The organism is Streptomyces sp. DSM 120436 (genome assembly GCF_055778765.1).
Genome location: NZ_JBSKBS010000001.1, coordinates 1,799,850 through 1,818,874, shown reverse-complemented (window position 1 = coordinate 1,818,874; position 19,025 = coordinate 1,799,850). Strand labels below are relative to the sequence as shown.

Annotated in this window: 16 protein-coding genes; 5 read left to right on the top strand and 11 right to left on the bottom strand. The window is 72.9% G+C overall.

Translation table 11 applies throughout. The annotated features are described in order from the left end of the window. Positions 1–34 precede the first annotated feature (34 nt). Together mqnP and ACWH4W_RS08330 are read right to left on the bottom strand one after the other, a co-directional pair. Positions 35–940: a menaquinone biosynthesis prenyltransferase MqnP gene (gene mqnP / locus ACWH4W_RS08335; RefSeq protein ID WP_473075166.1), complete on the bottom strand. Its 906-nt coding sequence runs from the start codon at positions 938–940 to the stop codon at positions 35–37. Next, the gene (locus tag ACWH4W_RS08330; protein WP_473075165.1) at positions 937–2,394 is read right to left on the bottom strand and encodes a menaquinone biosynthesis decarboxylase; all 1,458 of its coding nucleotides are present in this window, start codon (positions 2,392–2,394) and stop codon (positions 937–939) included. The genes mqnP and ACWH4W_RS08330 overlap by 4 nt, the downstream gene beginning before the upstream one ends. A 66-nt stretch (positions 2,395–2,460) precedes the next feature. Here ACWH4W_RS08330 and ACWH4W_RS08325 point away from each other — a divergent pair, with 66 nt between their 5' ends. Continuing rightward, entirely contained in the window at positions 2,461–2,793 is a 333-nt protein-coding gene (locus tag ACWH4W_RS08325) for a PLD nuclease N-terminal domain-containing protein (protein WP_473075164.1), read from the top strand. Between the two features lie 416 nt (positions 2,794–3,209). On the opposite strand, the gene ccsB is transcribed toward ACWH4W_RS08325, so the two are convergent. The 7 genes from ccsB to hemL all read right to left on the bottom strand — a co-directional run bounded on the left by ccsB (position 3,210) and on the right by hemL (position 11,141). Then, complete coding sequence (gene ccsB / locus ACWH4W_RS08320; protein ID WP_473075163.1) at positions 3,210–4,319, bottom strand: c-type cytochrome biogenesis protein CcsB; 1,110 nt, start codon at positions 4,317–4,319, stop codon at positions 3,210–3,212. Continuing rightward, the gene (gene resB, locus ACWH4W_RS08315) at positions 4,316–6,166 is read right to left on the bottom strand and encodes a cytochrome c biogenesis protein ResB (RefSeq protein ID WP_473075162.1); all 1,851 of its coding nucleotides are present in this window, start codon (positions 6,164–6,166) and stop codon (positions 4,316–4,318) included. The genes ccsB and resB overlap by 4 nt, the downstream gene beginning before the upstream one ends. A 4-nt stretch (positions 6,167–6,170) precedes the next feature. Continuing rightward, a complete protein-coding gene (locus ACWH4W_RS08310; protein ID WP_473075161.1) occupies positions 6,171–6,944 on the bottom strand; it encodes a cytochrome c biogenesis CcdA family protein in 774 nt (257 codons plus the stop codon). Position 6,945: 1 nt separating this feature from the next. Beyond that, positions 6,946–7,605, bottom strand: coding sequence for a TlpA family protein disulfide reductase (locus ACWH4W_RS08305; RefSeq protein ID WP_473075160.1), 660 nt, complete (start codon positions 7,603–7,605; stop codon positions 6,946–6,948). Positions 7,606–7,682: 77 nt separating this feature from the next. Then, positions 7,683–8,996 carry a polysaccharide deacetylase family protein gene (locus ACWH4W_RS08300; RefSeq protein ID WP_473075159.1) on the bottom strand — a complete coding sequence of 438 codons (1,314 nt, stop codon included), beginning with the start codon at positions 8,994–8,996 and terminating at the stop codon, positions 7,683–7,685. Between the two features lie 142 nt (positions 8,997–9,138). Further along, positions 9,139–9,786 carry a histidine phosphatase family protein gene (locus ACWH4W_RS08295; protein WP_106416299.1) on the bottom strand — a complete coding sequence of 216 codons (648 nt, stop codon included), beginning with the start codon at positions 9,784–9,786 and terminating at the stop codon, positions 9,139–9,141. Between the two features lie 38 nt (positions 9,787–9,824). Next, entirely contained in the window at positions 9,825–11,141 is a 1,317-nt protein-coding gene (hemL, locus tag ACWH4W_RS08290; protein WP_473075158.1) for a glutamate-1-semialdehyde 2,1-aminomutase, read from the bottom strand. 316 nt (positions 11,142–11,457) lie between these two features. On the opposite strand from hemL, the gene ACWH4W_RS08285 reads away from it, so the two are divergent. Beyond that, a complete protein-coding gene (locus tag ACWH4W_RS08285; RefSeq protein WP_473075157.1) occupies positions 11,458–12,066 on the top strand; it encodes a hypothetical protein in 609 nt (202 codons plus the stop codon). An 86-nt stretch (positions 12,067–12,152) separates the two neighbouring features. Here the strand turns inward: ACWH4W_RS08285 and ACWH4W_RS08280 are convergent, their stop codons facing one another. Beyond that, on the bottom strand, positions 12,153–13,130 hold the full coding sequence (locus tag ACWH4W_RS08280; protein ID WP_473075156.1) for a phosphotransferase family protein: 978 nt from the start codon (positions 13,128–13,130) through the stop codon (positions 12,153–12,155). A 167-nt stretch (positions 13,131–13,297) separates the two neighbouring features. Beyond that, complete coding sequence (locus tag ACWH4W_RS08275) at positions 13,298–15,235, bottom strand: AfsR/SARP family transcriptional regulator (protein WP_473075155.1); 1,938 nt, start codon at positions 15,233–15,235, stop codon at positions 13,298–13,300. A 326-nt stretch (positions 15,236–15,561) separates the two neighbouring features. Between ACWH4W_RS08275 and ACWH4W_RS08270 the strand changes: the two genes are divergently transcribed. From ACWH4W_RS08270 to ACWH4W_RS08260, 3 genes are all read left to right on the top strand, one after another. Then, complete coding sequence (locus ACWH4W_RS08270) at positions 15,562–16,440, top strand: alpha/beta fold hydrolase (protein ID WP_473075154.1); 879 nt, start codon at positions 15,562–15,564, stop codon at positions 16,438–16,440. A 113-nt stretch (positions 16,441–16,553) separates the two neighbouring features. Further along, complete coding sequence (locus ACWH4W_RS08265; protein ID WP_473075153.1) at positions 16,554–17,039, top strand: DUF4396 domain-containing protein; 486 nt, start codon at positions 16,554–16,556, stop codon at positions 17,037–17,039. A 471-nt stretch (positions 17,040–17,510) separates the two neighbouring features. Continuing rightward, positions 17,511–19,016, top strand: a complete 1,506-nt coding sequence (locus ACWH4W_RS08260) for a SulP family inorganic anion transporter (RefSeq protein WP_473075152.1) — start codon at positions 17,511–17,513, stop codon at positions 19,014–19,016. The last annotated feature ends 9 nt before the right edge of the window (positions 19,017–19,025 follow it).

Genomic DNA, 19,025 nt, shown 5'->3' with positions numbered 1-19,025 from the left:
GAACCCCGAAAGCCGGTCCCCTGTACCTGCCCGCTCACACGGTGAGCCCGCGCACCAGCAGGTCGAGGAGCGCGCAGACGAACAGGGCGATGCCGATGAAGCCGTTGACGCTGAAGAAGGCGCGGTTGACGCGGGTCAGGTCGTGCGGGCGGACGATGGTGTGCTCGTAGACGAAGGCGGCGGCCACGATGAGCAGGCCCAGCCAGAAGAAGGCGCCGGCGTCGGTGAGCACCGCGTACCAGACGAACAGGGCCGTCGTCACGGTGTGGCAGGCGCGGGCGCCCCAGATCGCCGCGGGGATGCCGAAGCGGGCCGGGACGGACCTCACGCCGATCTCCCGGTCGGTCTCGACGTCCTGGCAGGCGTAGATCAGGTCGAAGCCGCCGATCCAGATGCCGACCGCGAGGCCGAGGACGACCGCCTCCCAGGACCACGACCCGGTGATCGCCAGCCAGCCGCCGACCGGGCCCATCGCCTGCGCGAGACCGAGTATGGCCTGCGGGAAGTCGGTGAACCGCTTGCCGTAGGGATACACCACCATGGGGATGACGGCGACGGGCGCGAGGGCCAGGCACAGCGGGTTGAGCAGGGCCGCCGCGCCGAGGAACACGGCGAGGGCGATCAGCGCGCCGGTCCAGGCGTGCTTGACCGACATCGCGCCGGTGACCAGCTCGCGGTGCGCGGTGCGCGGGTTCCGGGCGTCGATCTCGCGGTCGATGATGCGGTTGGCGGCCATCGCGAAGGTGCGCAGGCCCACCATCGCCAGCGTGACCAGCAGCAGCCGCCCCCAGTGGATGTTCTGGTCCCACTCGTACATCGCCGTGAGCGCGGCGATGTAGGCGAAGGGCAGCGCGAACACCGAGTGCTCGATCATCACCAGACGCAGGAAGGCCTTGGCGCGGCCCGGCTGCTGCGGGAGGGCGGCGGAGGCCGAGGTCACAGGCCGTACTCCTTCCAGCGGCGGTCGACCTTCGCGGCGGTCTCCGGGTCGGACTCGACCATGTCGGGCCAGCCGCCGTCGCGCGTGTACCCCTCCTCGGGCCACTTCTTCGTCGCGTCGATGCCCGCCTTGCCGCCCCAGAACTGCTGGTACGACGCGTGGTCGAGGTGGTCGACGGGGCCCTCGACGACGGTGAGGTCGCGGGAGTAGTCGGTGTTGCCCAGCGCCCGCCAGGCGACCTCGTGCAGGTCGTGCACGTCGCAGTCGGAGTCGACGACCACGATCAGCTTGGTCAGCGACATCATGTGCGCGCCCCAGATGGCGTGCATCACCTTCTGCGCGTGCTTCGGGTACTTCTTGTCGATCGAGACGATCGCGCAGTTGTGGAAGCCGCCGGCCTCGGGCAGGTGGTAGTCCACGATGTCCGGGACGATGATCCTCAGCAGCGGCAGGAAGAAGCGCTCGGTGGCCCGGCCCAGGGGGCCGTCCTCCGTCGGCGGGCGGCCGACCACGATCGACTGGAGCAGCGGGCGCTTCCGCATCGTCACGCAGTCGATCGTCAGCGCGGGGAACGGTTCCTGCGGGGTGTAGAAGCCGGTGTGGTCGCCGAAGGGGCCCTCCGGCAGCATCTCGCCGGGCTCCAGCCAGCCCTCCAGGACGACCTCCGCGTGCGCGGGGACCTGGAGCGGGACCGTCTTGCAGTCCACCATCTCGATCCGCTTGCCCTGGAGGAACCCGGCGAACAGGTACTCGTCGATGTCGCCGGGCAGCGGCGCGGTGGAGGCGTACGTCACGGCGGGCGGGCAGCCGAAGGCGATGGCGACCGGCAGCCGCTCACCGCGCCGCGCGGCCACCTGGTAGTGGTTGCGGCTGTCCTTGTGGATCTGCCAGTGCATGCCGATGGTGCGCTTGTCGTGGCGCTGCAGCCGGTACAGGCCCAGGTTGCGGACGCCGCTCTCGGGGTGCTTGGTGTGGGTGAGCCCCAGGTTGAAGAAGGAGCCGCCGTCCTTGGGCCAGGTGAAGAGCGCCGGGAGCGACTCCAGGTCCACGTCGTCGCCGGTGAGCACGACCTCGTGCACGGGCGCGTCGGAGGACTTCACCTTCTTCGGCGGCACGTGCGTCATCGCGCCGAGCTTCCCGAACGCCTCGCGCACCCCGACGAAGCCGTGCGGCAGCTCGGGCTTGAGCAGCCCGCCGATCTTCTCCCCGATCTCCGCGTAGGACTTCAGGCCCAGGGCCTTCAGCAGCCGGCGGTCGGTGCCGAAGACGTTCATGGCGAGGGGCATCGCGGAGCCGCGCACGTTCTCGAAGAGCAGGGCGGGACCGCCGGCCTTGTTCACCCGGTCGACGATCTCACCGACCTCCAGGTGCGGGTCGACCTCGGCCTTGATGCGCTTGAGGTCTCCCTCGCGCTCCAGCGCCCTGAGCAGGGAGCGAAGATCGTCGTAAGCCATGGGGTCCAGTATCCCCGAGCGGCTACGCTGGACGGGTACCGCCCACCCCTTTCGCTGGAGAGGCCCATGCTTCGGGTGCTCATGTTCCTCGTGCCACTGGCCCTGAGCGTCTACGCGTTCATCGACTGCATCAGCACCAAGGACGAGGACATCCGGCACATGCCCAAGCCGTTGTGGGCGATCCTCGTGCTGCTGTTCCCGCTGGTCGGGTCGATCTCCTGGATCATCGCCGGCAAGAAGCGGCACCCCGCCGGCGCGGGCGGTTCCGCCTGGGGCCGGGGCGGCGGCCGGCAGCAGTGGGTCGCGCCGGACGACAACCCGGACTTCCTGAAGTCGCTGGACGACGACAAGGACAAGGACGACAAGCCGGGCGACGGCGACCGCGGCGGGGCCGGCTGACCGTCTCCGCCCGCGTCGGCTCCTGATCCAGCTCCGGCTCCGGGCCGCCGTGCCCGCGCGGCCCCGCACCGTGATCATGCCGCTCGGCCGGGCGTGTTCCAGGCGCCTGCCGGTCTTCACGAGGATCGCGGTGCCGACCGAACCGGGACGCCGTTCCCCGGCGTCGCCCGCGTCACACGCGCCCAGGTGCGTCGAGCCGTAGGCGGACAGGCAGGCGCCGGACGCCGTGGGGACGGCCCGGTACGTGCCGCCCCGAGACGCTCCGCGGGCTCCACCGGGCCGCCGCGGCATCCTTGCCGCCCCCTCCGGGCCGGCGCGCGGTGTGACGGGCGAGGACATCGGAGCGCGCGGACACGGCGGAGGCCGCCCCGGACCGTGGTCCGGGGCGGCCTCCGTGCGGCGCGTGGCGGCCCGGCTCAGAAACCGGCCGCCTGGAGCACGCCCAGGCCGACGTCGGCGTAGGAGTGCTTGCCGGAGACGAAGATGTTGACGCCGTAGTAGTTGAACAGCCAGCAGCCGAAGGCGAGCAGGGCCAGGTAGGCGGCCTTGCGGCCCTTCCAGCCGGCGGTGGCGCGGGCGTGCAGGTAGCCGGCGTAGGCGACCCAGGTGATGAAGGACCAGGTCTCCTTGGGGTCCCAGCCCCAGTAGCGGCCCCACGCGTCGCCGGCCCAGATGGCGCCCGCGATGATCGTGAACGTCCACAGCGGGAACACGGCCGCGTTGACGCGGTAGGCGAACTTGTCCAGCGAGGCCGCCGCGGGCAGCCGCTCCAGGAACGACGTGGCGAAGCCGCCCGGCTTGCCGCCGTTGGCCAGCTTGTTCTCGTACGCGTCCTTGAAGAGGTACATGATCGTCGTGAACGCGCCGACGTAGAACACCGCGCCGCACAGGATCGCCGTGGAGACGTGGATGTACAGCCAGTACGAGTGCAGGGCGGGAACCAGCTGGTCGCTCTCGGTGTACAGAACAGTGACGGCGAGACCGAGGTCGAGGAGGACCGACGTGGTGAGGAACAGGCCGAGCCAGCGCACGTTCTTCTTCAGCGCCAGCAGCAGGAGGTACACACCCACCGCGGTCGTGGAGAAGGTGATGTTGAACTCGTACATGTTGCCCCACGGCGCCCGCTCCACGGACAGCGCGCGGGTGAGCACCCCGCCGAACGCCAGCGCGAACGCGAGCACGGTGAGGGAGATGGCGATACGTCCGTAGAGGTCGCCCTTCTCGTCGCCGCCGTGCGCCCCGGGCCCGTCGGGCACGTCCCGCGCGCCGGACGCGGCGCGGACCACGACCTTCGGCCGCTCCAGCACGGCGGTGCCGCCGCCCTGCCTCACGGTCACGGCCGGCGCCTGCCCCGTCGTCTTCTTCGGGGTGAGCGCGGCCGCCGTGCGGGCGACCTTGCTCCGGCTGCCGAGGAGCCACTCGGCGATGTACGCGAAGAAAGCGAGGGTGTAGACCGCCATCGCGGAGTAGATCAGCACGTTGCTGATCTCCGCGAGGTTCTCGTTGGTCGCGGCGGCGAGAGTCACTGCTGCTCAGCCCCTTCGGCAGGCACGGCTTGAGAGTCGGGGTCGGTGGACTTGGTTCTTCCGGATCCGTCGGGCGTTCCGGGGTCTTCGGGGGGTGTGCCGTCCGGGCCTGGTGCGCCCTTCGGCTCCCGTGTGCCGTCAGGCTTCTGTGTACCGTCAGGCTCCCGTGTGCCGTCCGGTCCGGGGTCCGGTACGCCGGGCGCCCGGTCGTAGAGGATCCCGGCGAGGTCGCCGAGCTCCTCGGGCACCTTCGCGGACTCGCTGCGGCCGAGGCCCGCCATCTCGACGACGGTCACGCCGTCGTCGCCGCGCACCGCGCGCACCCACACCCGGCGGCGCTGGACGAACAGCGAGGCGGCCAGTCCGCCGATCGCGACGACGGCGCCGCCGAGCGCCCAGCCGCCGCCCGGCTCCTGGACGACCTGGAAGCCGGCCCACTCCTTGATGTCCTTCTCGAAGGTGATCGAGCCGGCGCCGCCGGGGAGCGTCATGGTCTCGCCGGGGAGGAGCAGCTTCTTCAGCAGCTCCCCGTCGGCGTCCTTGAACTCCTTCATCTTCGTCTTGTCCATCTGGTACACGCTCTGCGGAATGCCGGAGTCGGCCTTCAGGTCGCCGTGGTAGGCGTTGAGCGCGAGCACCGGGTAGTCCAGCGCCGGGAACTGGGAGAGCATCGTGCCGCTCGCGGACCCGCCGAAGGTCGGCACGAAGAAGGCCTGGAAGCCGAGCTGCTCCTTCTCGCCCTGCGGGTTGCGGTAGCCGTCGAGGACCTTCACGACGCCGTTGGAGGTGACGTTGTTGTCCAGCGGCAGCAGCGGCACGGCGTCCTGGTAGACGATCTCGCCCTTGCCGTCGCGGACGGTCACGACGGGCGCGTAGCCGTGGCTGACGAGGTAGATCTTGGCGTCGCCGATCTCCAGCGGCTTGTTCACCTTGATGACGGCGCTCTTCTCCTCGCCGTCCGCGCCCTCGGTGTACGTCACCTCGGTCTCGTACGTGCGCGGGGTGCCCCGGTTGGGGCCGGTGCGCTCGTAGGTGCCGGTGAACTCCTCGACGTCGAAGCTGAACGGCTCCAGGTCGTCGTTGGTGAAGAGGTTGCCGGACCTGAAGTCGTCGTACTGGGTGAGCGTGTTGGAGAAGCCGTCGCCCTCGACGACGATCTTGTTGCCCTCGGACTTGAAGAGCTGGCCCCAGCCGAAGGCGATCAGCATCACGATCAGCGCGAGGTGGAACGCCAGGTTGCCGAGCTCGCGCAGGTAGCCCTTCTCCGCGGCGACGGCGTCGCCCACCACGTGGGCGCGGAAGCGGCGCTTCCTCAGCAGCGCGAGGGCGGCCTCGCGCACCTCCTCGGGGGCGGCCGAGGTGCGCCAGGTGGTGTGCGCGGGCAGCCGGGTCAGCCGGCGGGGCGCGCCCGGCGGACGGCCGCGGAGCTGGCCGACGAACTGCCAGGTGCGGGGCACGATGCAGCCGATGAGGGAGATGAACAGCAGGATGTAGATCGCGGAGAACCACACCGAGCTGTAGACGTTGAAGAGGCCGAGCTTGTCGTAGATCGGCGCGAGGACGTCGTGCCGCTCGCGGAAGTCGGCGACCCGCGTCGCGTCGATGCCGGTCTGCGGGATGAGCGAGCCGGGGATCGCGGCGAGCGACAGCAGCAGCAGGAGCAGCAGCGCCACCCGCATGGAGGTGAGCTGCCGCCAGAACCAGCGGGCCCAGCCGATGACGCCCAGGGCGGGCAGGTCGGGCGAGGGCGAGTCCTCCGCCGGAGCGGTGGACAGCCGGGAGCCGGCGGCGCCCAGGTCCTGGTCGTCACCGGTCTTCGTGGTGTTGTCCGTCGTCGTGTCGCTCATCGGGTCAGATCCCCACCGTGAAGCCGTTGGACCAGGTCTGCATCTCCGCCACGAGGGTGTCCCACGCGCCGGTCAGCAGGAGCACGCCGGTCGCGATCATCATCGTGCCGCCGACGCGCAGCACCCAGACGTAGTGCCGCTTGACCCAGCCGAAGGCGCCGAGCGCCTTGCGGAAGGCCACGGCGGCCAGGACGAAGGGCACGCCCAGCCCCAGACAGTACGCGACGGTCAGGACCGCGCCCCGCCCGGCGCTCTCCTGCTGCGCGGACAGGGTGAGGACGGAGGCGAGGGTGGGCCCGATGCAGGGGGTCCAGCCGATGCCGAAGAGGGCGCCGAGCACGGGCGCGCCGACCAGGCCGGTGGCGGGGCGCTTGTGGAAGCGGAACTCCCGCTGGGTGAGCCAGGGCATCAGGCCCATGAAGAAGACGCCCATGAGGATCATGAAGACGCCGAGCACCTTGGACAGCACGCCCGACTGTTCCTGGAGCGTCTGCCCGAAGTAGCCGAAGAAGGCGCCGCCCGAGACGAAGACGACGGTGAAGCCGAGCACGAACAGGGAGGCGCCGGCGACCATGCGGCCGCGCCGGGCCTCGGCCAGGTCGGTGCCGGAGACGCCGGTGACGTAGGAGAGGTAGCCGGGGACGAGCGGCAGGACGCAGGGGGAGAAGAAGGAGACCAGTCCGCCGAGCACGGCGATGGGCAGGGCCACCAGCAGGGCGCCGTTCAGCACCGTGCCGTTGTAGCCCGTCTCCGCGGCGAGCGTGTGCAGGGCCGTCACGTCACTTCTCCGCGACGACCGGTTCGAGCATCTTCCGCAGCCGTTCCTCGTCGAGGGCGGTCAGCGAGCGGGCGGCGATCCGGCCCTCCCGGTCCAGCACCAGGGTGGAGGGGATGGCCTGCGGGTTGAGGGTGCCCTTCTCGAAGCGGAGCATCAGCTTGCCCGTGGGGTCGTACAGGCTCGGGTAGGTGATGCCGAAGTCCTTCTCGAAGGCGAGCGCGACGGTGGTGCTGCCGTCGCGGGTGTTGATGCCGACGAACTGGACGCCCTGGTCCGCGTACTCCTGGGACACCTTGGCGAAGTACTTGGCCTCGGCGCGGCACGGGTTGCACCAGGAGCCCCACACGTTGAGGACGACGACCTTGCCCTTGTAGTCGCCGACGTCGAGCTGCTCGCCCTCCAGGGTCTCCCCGGACAGCTCGGGCGCGGCGACGCGCTCGCCCGCGGGGACGGTGGAGATGCCGTCGGTGCCGGTGACGAAGCCGGTGTCGCCGCCCCCGCCGGAGGTGCCCCCCTCTCCGCACGCGGTGAGGAGCAGTGCGGCCGCGGCGGCGCCGGCGGCCAGGGCGGCACGGCGGCGGGCGCGCACGGCACGGGCAGCGCGCCGCGGGCTCGGCGCGGCTCGGTTCGAGCGCTGGGGGGAACGGCTGGCGGCACTCATGTGAAAAGTTTCGCATGCCCGTTCTGGGGATCTTGCGCACCCCCCTGCGCGCCCCGGAACGGGCGGGGACCCGCCTCTCAGACGGGGCCGGCGGCCCCCGTGGCGGCCGCGTCGGCGAGGTCGCGGGTGAACGCCTGCCAGCCGCCGGGGGGTTCCTCGCCGACGTCCAGGGTGCGCAGCCGGTCGAGCGTCTCGGGCTTCTGCGCGTCGAGCCAGTCGCAGAACTGCCGGAAGGAGACGATCCTCACGTCGCCGCCCCTCTCCCCCTCCCGCGCGATGTGCGTCAGCGCCTCCTCCACGGCGTCCATGTAGATGCCGCCGTTCCACTGCTCGAAGTGGTTGCCGACGAAGAAGGGCGCCCGGTTCGTCTCGTACGCCCGCCGGAAGCCGGAGATGTACGCCTGCGCCGCCTGCCGCCGCCAGCCCGGGTGGTGGTGCGCCGGGGCGTCGGTGGAGTGGGGCGACTGGTTGGCGAGCATGTTGTAGTCCATCGAGAGGACTTCGAAAGAGCGCCCGGGGAAAGGTATCTGCTGGAGCGGAAGGTCCCACAGGCCCTGCTTCCTGGACGGCCAGACCTGGCGTCCGCCGGGCGAGGAGGCGTCGTAGCGCCAGCCCAGCTCCCGGGCGGCGGGCAGCAGCCGGTCCTGGCCCAGCAGACAGGGCGTACGGCCGCCGGTCAGCTCCTTGTCGTAGTCGAACGGCAGCGACTCCACGTCGGTCCACCCGGAGTTGGTCCGCCACTCCTTCACGAACGCCTTCGCCTGCTCGATCTCGCTGCGCCACTGCGCGGGCGTCCAGGCGTCGACGCTGCCCGGGCCGGCGCAGAAGTGCCCGTTGAAGTGGGTGCCGATCTCGTGGCCCTCGAGCCAGGCGCGGCGCAGGTTCCGCAGCGTGTCCTTGATGTGCCCGTCGGTGAGGTAGCCGATGTCGGAGGCGCCGCGCGGGTTGTTCGGCGGGTCGTAGAGCCGCTTCTTCGACTCGGGCAGCAGATACAGCCCCGAGAGGAAGAACGTCATGGACGCGCCGTGCTCCCGGGCGAGGTCGAGGAAGCGCGGGAACAGCCCGTCGCCGACCTCGCCGGCGCCGTCCCACGAGAACACCACGAACTGCGGGGGCGCCTGACCCGGCTCCAGGGGGACGGGCGGCTCGGGCTGGTGGGGCTGCCTGCCGGTGAAGGAGGTGGAGCCGTCGCCGATCGGACGGACCGTCGCGGTCGGCCTCGGCGACGCGGGACGGCCGGCGGTCCCGGGGCGGTCACCGGACCCGGGGCGGGAACCGCCGCCGGGGGCGGCTCCGTCGGAGCCGGTGAGCCCGCCGCAGCCGGCCAAGGAGACGGCGGCAGCGGCGCCCGCGCCGAGCCCGAGCATTCCCCTGCGGGAGAGAGCGCGCATGGCGGCCCCCTTCGTCACGTCCGTGAGCGGTCACCCGTTCAGAGGACACGACGAAGGGGGAGGTTCCCGTCGGGAGCGGAGGTGAAGCGGAGGTTGCGCGACGAAACCCCCACGAGAGCGGCGCACCGCCCTCACACGGGCGTCACGCGCCGAAGGCCTTGCCCTTGCCCTTCACCGGCCTGGCGCCCGCCCGCAGATGCGCGGGCACCAGGTCGAGGGCGGGCTCGCTGTAACCGACGGACACGATCGTGTCGCCGCGGTACGTGAACGTGGTCAGCGAGGCCAGCGTGCACTGGCGGCGGCGCGGGTCGTGCCACAGCCGGCGCTTCTCCACGTAGGACCGCACGATCCAGATCGGCAGCTGGTGGCTCACCAGCACCGCCTCGTGCCCGCGGGCCGCGTCCCTCGCCGCCTCCAGCGCGCCCATCATCCGGACCACCTGGTCGACGTACGGCTCGCCCCAGGACGGCTTGAACGGATTGCGGACGTGCCTCCAGTTGGCCGGGCGGCGCAGCGCGCCGTCGCCGATGCCGAAGGTCTTGCCCTGGAAGGCGTTCTCCGCCTCGATCAGCCGCCGGTCGGTGGCGATGTCCAGGCCGTGCGCCTTGGCGATCGGCTCGGCCGTCTCCTGCGCCCGCTCCAGCGGGGAGGCGCCGACGTGCACGATGTCGCGGGGCGCCAGGTGCTCGGCGACCCGGTCGGCCATGCGGCGGCCCAGCTCGGAGAGGTGGTAGCCGGGGAGGCGGCCGTAGAGGACGCCGTCGGGGTTCTCGACCTCGCCGTGCCGCATCAGGTGGACGACGGTGACGTCCTCGGTGTTCTTGTCGCTCACGCGGTGGCCTCCGCCGCTGCTCGGGCCGCCGCCGGGAGGGCGTCGGCGATGCGCTGGACGGCCCGCTCGTCGTGGGCCGTGGACACGAACCAGGACTCGAAGGACGACGGCGGCAGGTAGACGCCGTTCGCCAGCAGCGAGTGGAAGAACGCGGTGAAGCGGAACGACTCCTGCGCCTTGGCGTCCTCGTAGTCGCGCACCGGGTTCTCCGTGAAGAACACGGAGAACATGTTGGAGGCGTTCTGCAGCGTGTGCGCGACGCCCTCCTTGGTCAGCGCCTCGGTGACGAGGGACTGGATCTGCGCGGAGACCGCGTTCACCTTCTCGTAGGCGGCGTCGTCGAGCAGCCGCAGCTGGGCGAGCCCGGCGGCGGTGGCGACCGGGTTCCCGGAGAGGGTGCCCGCCTGGTACACGGGGCCGGCCGGGGCGAGGTGCGCCATGACGTCGGCGCGCCCGCCGAACGCCGCGGCCGGGAAGCCGCCGCCCATCACCTTGCCGAAGGTCATCAGGTCGGGGCGCACGCCGTCGACGCCGTACCAGCCGGCGCGGCTGGTGCGGAAGCCGGTCATGACCTCGTCGGAGATGTACAGCGCGCCGTTCGCGGCGCACGCGTCCTTCAGCCCCTGGTTGAAGCCGGGCAGCGGCGGGACGACGCCCATGTTGCCGGGGGACGCCTCGGTGATCACGCAGGCGATCTCGCCCGGGTGCGCGGCGAACGCGGCGTGCACGGCCTCCAGGTCGTTGTACGGCAGCACGATGGTGTCGCCGGCCTGCGCGCCGGTGACGCCCGGGGTGTCCGGGAGCGCGAACGTCGCCACGCCGGAGCCGGCGGAGGCGAGCAGCGAGTCCACGTGGCCGTGGTAGCAGCCGGCGAACTTGATCACCTTGGTGCGCCGCGTGAAGCCGCGCGCCAGCCGGATCGCCGACATGGTGGCCTCGGTGCCGCTGGACACCAGCCGCACCTGCTCCAGCGGCTCGATCCGGGCGACCATCTCCTCGGCGAGCGCGACCTCGCCCTCACCGGGCGTGCCGAAGGAGGTGCCGCGCGCGACGGCCTCCTGGACGGCGGCGATCACCTCGGGGTGCGCGTGCCCGAGGATCATCGGCCCCCAGGAGCACACCAGGTCGACGTACTCCCGTCCGTCGGCGTCGGTCAGGTACGGCCCGGTGCCGGAGACCATGAACCGGGGCGTGCCGCCGACGGCGCGGAAGGCACGCACCGGTGAGTTCACACCACCGGGAGTGACGGCCGCGGCACGATCGAACAGCGCCTGCGAGGCTGGGGCTTCGTACGAATATGGCAGTTCGCTCATGACCTGCGACTTCTCCGACCTTTTCCGACGTCCCGGGTGGTCCTCCGGGCTGCGGCTGCTGTGACTCGTTTCAGGGTAGGCCAGGGGCGCCGAGAGGCGTCCCCGCCCCGATCGGGGCCCCGGAGCGGCCGTGATCTGCGAAACTGACCTCTGGTGCACACAGCTCGCACGGCCGGGGCGGCCAGGGCCCGCGAAGAACTCGCGGACGGATGGTTCACCGCACGTTTCGGCGGGCGGCCGTGGGGGAGGTCACTGTCACGATGATCGGGTTGCGCGGCGGGGACCACGCGTCCTAGAAAAGCAGTCGGGTGGAGATATGCATCGCGGTGGCGGACTGGGCGAGGGGACCGGCGACCTGGGTCCTCGACGTGCCCGGCGGGGAAGGCACCGACGCGAAGCGGAGGAAACACATCAGACGCGTCGTTCACACGGCGAGCCGGAGCGGATCGGCCCTGTGAGCGGGGCGGGGAGCAGGAATGGTGGTCGGGTGGGGGTGACGTACAAGTACTTCGGTGCGCCGGACGGCGCCACCGCGGCCCGCGTCCCGATCTCCATGCGCCCCGAGGAGCTCGGCGGGGACGAGCTGGGCATGGGCGGCATGTTCACCAAGATCAAGCCGGAGACCATGGCCGCGATGGTCCTCACGGGCATCGAGGGCGTGCCCCTGCACCGGGTGCCGCCGCTCGAACTGGTCGTCCTGCACCCGGACTACGCGGTCGTGAAGCTGCCCATGACGGTGGTGGACCCGCTCCGCGACATAGGCGAGGAAGCGGTCGGCGCGGCCGCGTTCATCTGGTCGACGGTCCCGGACCGCGGCGGCCCGCGCGACGCGTTCAACGTCTACCGGCTCCTCCACGAGTGGCAGGACTTCAGCCACCGGCTGCACGAGGCGGGGCACCAGCCGTACTGCCTGGTGTGGCCCTGAGCGAGGACTGACGCGACGGGGCATGACGTGACGGGGCGGGTTCCCGGAACCCGCCCCTTCTCGCGTCCGTGGCGGCCGGGGGCGGGTCAGCCGTACCGGGTGAACAGGGCGTCGAGGTAGCCCTCCAGGCGGCGGGTGAGGAGTGCGGGGGTCAGGTCGGTGCGGCCCAGGTGGCGCCAGGGGACCGCGACCTTCTCCGCGTCGCCGTAGCCCAGGGTGTCCAGGAGGCGCCAGTAGAGGTGGGCGGCCGGGTCGGGGTCGAGGGCGCCGCCGGCGGCGGTGTAGCGGTCGGCGAAGGCCATGCCCTCGGGGGCGCCGTGCAGCAGGGCGAGGGCGGTCGAGCAGTGGGCCACGTCCAGGTCGGCCGGTCCCCAGGAGGTCTCCACCCAGTCGACGACTCCACTGGCCTTCGGGGCGTCGTCGGGGCCGGTGAACAGGACGTTGCCCGGGTGGAAGTCCCGGTGCAGGAAGCGGCCCGCGTGGGCGGGGGGTTCGCGGCGGATGACGTCGGCGGCCCGGTGCCACAGCTCGGGACGCCGGGCGGCCGGGGGCGGTGTCACCCGGTCCGGGGAGGCCCAGGCCTGGTAGGCGCGGGGGCGCCGGTGTGCGGGCACCGGCAGGCGGTGGAGGCGCACGAGAAGGCGGGCGAGCTCGTCGGCCCGGGCCCCCGCGCCCTGGTCGGCCGTGCGGACGGCGCCCGGGAGCAGGGTCATCAGCAGGGACGGGTGGTCGCAGTGCCGGGCGGTCGCGTCCACCGCCACGAGGGTGGCGGCGGGGACGTCCGTGGCGTCGAGCAGGCGCAGGACGTCCGCCTCACGGGTGAGCAGCCCCTCCGCGTGCCGCACGAAGAACGGCTTGACGAAGGACCGCAGGACGAGTGAGCGACGGCCGCCCGGACCGCTGACGTCGAGTCGGCGCATCTCCGACGTCCAGCCGCCGCGCAGCCGCTCCACCCGCTCGACGCGCTCCCCGGCGGACAGGGTCCTCTCCACCCAGGCGCGGGTGGCGTCCCAGGGGTGGCCGGTGTCTTCGGGGTGGTCGGTGTCCTCGATCGTGGTCGCCATGCGGGGCAGCATAAGGACGCGGAGGAGCGTCGGCCGAGGAAACGTGTCAGCCGGTCGTTCAGCTCGCCCGGCTCGGCGAGGGGGAGGAACCTCGGGCCGTGCGGCCCCGCTGACCCCGTTGACCCCGTGCGTGCGCGAGCGAGGAGCCTCGGGCCGTGCGGCCCCGCTCACCCCGTGCCCGCGCACGCCTCCGCCTCGTCCAGGTACGCCGCCACCGGACCCAGGGTCAGCATGCCGCAGGCGGCGCCCGCGTGTTCCGTGCGGGCGTCGCGGAGGGCGGCCGCGGCACGGGCGGCGGTGTCGCGGTCGCCCAGGCGGACGGCGGCGCGGGCGGTCAGGCACCACAGGGCCTCCTGCAGGGGGTCGGGCGGTGGTGCGGGCGCCGCGGCGAGGGCGGCCCGGGCCGGTGCGTCCCGGCCCTGGTCGAGCAGGAGGAGGGGTTCGGTCCAGGGGCGGTACGGACCCCAGTCGAGGCGGGGGTCATGGGGCGCGGGCCGGCCGTGCAGCAGGCGCAGGCCCAGCAGGGCGAGCGGGAGCAGGCCGCGGTGCAGGCCCGGCATCCCGGCCGTGCGGAGGGCCTCGTCGGCGGTGCGGTACCGCGCGGCGACGTCGGCGGCGGACGGTCCGCCGGGCTCGGTGCTGCGGGCGGCCGCGGCCCGGGCCCGGAACCAGGCCGTGAGCACGGGGACGAGGGGCGCCTCGGCGGCGGCGGCGAGCCGTTCGGCGGCTTCCGCGTGCGCGGACGCGGTGTCCAGGTCGCCGAGGGCGGAGGCGGACTGCAGGCGCACGAGCCGGCCGAGCACGGCGAAGGCGGGCAGGCCGTGGGTGGTGGCCAGGTCCAGGATCTCGGCGCCGGTGCGGTCCCGTGCGGTCGCGCGTCCGGGGCGGGTGAAGGAGTGCAGGAACACTCCGTTGAGGGCGAAGGCCACGAGGGCGGGGTCGCCCAGGTCCCGGGCCAGCACCTCGGCCCGGGACGCCGCGTCCCGGGCGCGGTCCCGCTCGGGCGGGGTCAGGTCGGCGCTGCGGCTCTCGACCGCGATCGTCGCCAGGAGGCGGACGGTCAGGTCGACGGGGGCGCCGGCACCGAGCGCGGTGAGCGTGCGCCGCGCGGCCTCGACGACCGCCCGGGACTGCACGGGGTCGTCGGACCGGCTCCACAGGGCGGGCACGTCGTAGGCGCCGATGACGCGGGCGGTGAGGGCGGGGTCGCCGGTGCGCTCCGCCGCCGTGATCGCGGCGAGGCGGTCGCTGCGGGAGCGGACCAGGGCGTCGCCGCCCGCCAGGGCGAGGGTGCGGGCCAGGTCCACGGTGGTGCGGGGGCCGAGGGGGACGCCGGGGCCGGTCCAGGTGGTCGCCGGGGCGGCGGAGGGCGTGACCCCGTTGAGGATGTCCATTTCCAGGCGCGCGAGGTCGGCGCCCGGGTCGAGACCGAGCCGGCCGGCGAGCGTGGCGCGGGCGCGGCGGAGGACGGCCAGGGCATCGGCCCGGCGGCCCTCGTGGTGCAGGGCGCGGGCGAGGAGCGTCCAGGCGGGCTCACGCCAGGGGTGCGCGGCGACGTGGTCGCGCAGGTCGGCGACGAGGCCGGTGCCCTGCCCGCGGTCGAGGAGGAGACGGGCGCGCAGCTCGACCGCCTCCGCCCGCAGCTCGTCCAGCCGGGCGCGCTCGCGTTCGGCCCACGCGGAGCCGGTCACGTCGGCGTAGGCGGGCCCGCGCCAGGCGGCGAGCGCCTCGCCGAGCGAGGTCACCGCGCCGGGGGTGTGCCGGGCGCGGGCCAGGGCGTCCTGGAAGCGGTGCGCGTCGACGTCCTCGCGCGGCAGGCGCAGGGCGTAACCGGGGCCCTCGGTGACCAGGACGCGCGGTGGTGTGCGGGGCGGCCGGCCGGGTTCGAGGGCACGGCGCAGCGCGGCGACGAAGGTGCGCAGGGCGCCCACGGCACGGGCCGGCGGATCGGCCCACAGGTCGTCGACGAGCGTGTCGGTGGGGACCGTCCGCCCCTCGGCGGCGACGAGACGGGCGAGGACCTCACGGTGCCGGGGGCCGCCCAGGGCGACGGGAGTGCCGTCGCCCCGGGCGGCCCGGACGGTGCCGAGCACGTCGATGCGCATGGTTCCCATCTTGGGGGCGGGGGCGTGACGCGTCGTACGCACCCGCCTCGACGACCCGTGCCGGCCTGCGCGCCCCCGGCTTCCGAGGCCGGGGACGGCGCCCGCTCGGATCCGGCGCCGCGGCCCGGGGGGCGGGCCGCCGCCTGCCTGCTTCCCGGGAGCCGGGGACGACCCGAAACCCGCTCCGGGTCAGGGGCCGTGACCGTCCACACCCGCCCGCGGGCGCACCTCCCCGGAGGCCGAGGCCCCGCCGTACTGATCCGCTGCTCATCGCCCTGACCCATGCTGCTCAGGTCCTGCACCACCTGGAGAGACGGACCGATCCCATGACACCCACCCTCCCCGGCTTCGAACACCTCCGCCTGCCCGGCGCGGACGGCGTCGAGCTGGCCGCCGCCGTCGGCGGGCACGGCAGCCCCGTCGTGCTGCTGCACGGTTTTCCCCAGACCCGTCTGATGTGGCGGCACGTCGCCGAGCGGCTGGCCGGTGAGCACACGGTGATCTGTCCCGACCTGCGCGGCTACGGCGCCAGCGACAAGCCGGCGGCCGACTCCCCCGGCGTGTACGCCAAGCGCACCATGGCGGCCGACGTCGTGTCCCTGGCCGCCGCGCTCGGCCACGACCGCTTCGCCCTCGTCGGTCACGACCGGGGAGCCCTCGTCGCCTTCCGGGCCGGGCTCGACCACCCGGAGACCGTCACGCACCTCGGCATCCTCGACGTCGTGCCGACGCTCGACATGTGGGACGTCCTGCACGGCGTCTCCGCGGCGGTCGCGTACCACCTGTACCTGATGGCACAGCCGCCCGGTCTGCCGGAGACGATGATCGCGGGCAGCGCGGACGCCTTCTTCGGGTCGTTCCTCGACGCCTGGTCCACCGGCCCGGACGCGCTGCCGCCGGAGGTGCGCGCCGCGTACCTGCGGGCGAGCCGCGCGGCGGTGCCGTCGATCGTCGCGGACTACCGGGCCTCGGCGGGCGTCGACATCGAGCACGACCGGGCCGACCTGGACGCGGGGACCCGGCTCGCCATGCCCGTGACGGTCCTCCAGCAGGACTGGGGCGCCCAGCTCGGCTACGACGCCGCCGCGGTGTGGCGGGCCTGGGCGCCGGATCTGGACCACCGGCTGACCAGGGCCGGGCACTTCATGGCCGAGGAGGCGCCCGAGGAGGTCACGGCGGCGATCCGGGAGCTGCTGATCCGGTGAACGGGCCCGGCCAGAAGGGCGCGCCTCACGGAAATACCCCCGGGGGGTATGTGGTTACGGCAGGCGTGGGGACGACGCACCGCCCCCGTGACGCTTCGAAGGGGATGAGGTCCATGGACCACGCCACGCACCACCACACCGGCGCCGCACACGGTGCCGCGCCCGGCGCGACCTGGTCGACGGCGGCACGGGCGACACTGCACTGCCTGCTCGGCTGCGCCGTCGGCGAGATCCTCGGCATGGTCATCGGCACGTCCCTGATGTGGGGCAACGCGCCCACGATGATCCTGGCCATCGCCCTGGCCTTCGTCTTCGGCTACTCCTTCACCCTCTTCGCCGTGGTGCGCGCCGGGGTGTCGCCGAAGGCCGCCGTGAAGGTCGCGCTGGCCGCCGACACCGTCTCCATCGCGGTGATGGAGCTGGTCGACAACGGCATCATCGCGCTCACCCCGGGCGCGCTGGACGCGCACCTGTCCGAGGGCCTGTTCTGGTACGCCCTGCTCGGCGGCTTCGCCGTCGCCTTCCTGGTCACCACCCCGGTCAACAAGTGGATGATCGGCCGGGGCAAGGGTCACGCGGTGGTCCACGCCCACCACTGACCCCGCCCCGGCCGGCACGCCGGTCAGCCCCCGCCCGGCCCGCAGGTGAACGGGAACACGGGTGGGCGGGGGCACCGGGCGAACAGGGACACCAGGCGGGCGGGGCCATCGGACCCCGCCCGCACGGGAGAAGGCCGAACGCGGGCGGAGGGCAGGAAGGTAGAGTGGGCGGGTCCGCCGTGTCGGGGCCGACGAAGCCCCCGGCGAAGACCGCAGTCCGCAGTCCGCAGGAGAGAGCGTGCGCATGTCCGTGATGCCCCGCGCCGCTGCTTTCCCGCCGTGACCCTTCGCCCCCGGGCGGCGTCCGGAGACCTCCCGCGCCGCATCACCGTGGCCCCCGGGCCCCAGGCCCGCTGATCCCGGCCACCGGCCCCCAGCCGTACGGCCGCGTCTCCCGGTCGTCCCACGCCCTCCCGCGTGCCCGCCCCGCCCTGGGCGCGCCCGAGCACGACAGGTTCCCCTTCCTTGTCCATGTCCTCCGCACCGTCCCCGTCCGCCTGGCTGCGCGGCTCCCGGCGTCCGTCCTGGCTCTCCGACCCGAAGGTGCTGCGCACCGAGGTGCTCGGCGGCCTGGTCGTGGCGCTCGCGCTGATCCCCGAGGCGATCTCCTTCTCGATCATCGCCGGGGTCGACCCGGCGGTCGGTCTGTTCGCCTCGTTCACCATGGCCGTGACGATCGCGGTCGTCGGCGGCCGGCCCGCCATGATCTCGGCGGCGACCGGCGCCGTCGCCCTCGTCATCGCGCCGCTCAACCGGGAGCACGGCTTCGGGTACCTGGTGGCCGCCGTGATCCTCGCCGGCGTGTTCCAGATCGTGCTCGGCGCGCTCGGGGTGGCCAAGCTGATGCGGTTCGTGCCGCGCAGCGTGATGGTCGGCTTCGTGAACTCCCTGGCCGTTCTGATCTTCATGGCGCAGGTGCCGGAGATGACGGACGTGCCGTGGCCGGTCTATCCGCTGATCGCGGCCGGGCTGGCGATGATGGTGTTCTTCCCGAAGCTCACCACCGTGGTCCCGGCGCCGCTGGTGTCCATCGTGATCCTCACCGTGATCACCGTCGCGGCCGGGATCGCCGTGCCGACCGTCGGCGACCGGGGCGACCTGCCGTCGTCGCTGCCGGTGCCGGGGCTGCCGGACGTGCCGTTCACCGTCGACACGCTGACCACCGTCGCCCCGTACGCGTTCGCCATGGCGCTGGTCGGGCTGATGGAGTCGCTGATGACGGCCAAGCTGGTCGACGACATCACCGACACCCGCTCCTCCAAGACGCGCGAGTCCGTCGGGCAGGGCGTCGCCAACATCGTCACCGGCTTCTTCGGCGGCATGGGCGGCTGCGCGATGATCGGCCAGACGATGATCAACGTGCGGGTGTCCGGGGCGCGGACCCGGCTGTCGACGTTCCTGGCGGGCGCGTTCCTGATGGTGCTGTGCATCGTGTTCGGGCCGGTCGTGTCGGACATCCCGATGGCGGCGCTGGTCGCGGTCATGGTGATGGTGTCGGTGGCCACCTTCGACTGGCACTCGATCGCGCCCAGGACCCTCAAGCGGATGCCGCTCGGGGAGACCGTCGTCATGCTGGTCACCGTCGCCTGTGTGGTCGCCACCCACAACCTCGCCGTCGGCGTCGTCGTCGGCTCCGTCACCGCGATGGTGGTGTTCGCGCGGCGCGTCGCCCGGCTGGCCGAGGTCACCGCGGTCACCGACCCGGACGGCGGCACGGTGGTCTACCGGGTCACCGGCGAGCTGTTCTTCGCCTCCTCCAACGAGCTGGTCGGCCGGTTCTCGTACGCCACCGACCCCGACCGGGTGGTGATCGACCTGTCCGCCGCCCACATCTGGGACGCCTCCACGGTGGCCGCCCTCGACGCCATCGAGACGAAGTACGCCCAGCGCGGCAAGAGCGTCGAGATCGTGGGGCTGAACGAGCACAGCGCCCGCATCCACAAGACGCTCAGCGGCGAGCTCACCGGCAGTCACTGACGGCGCGGC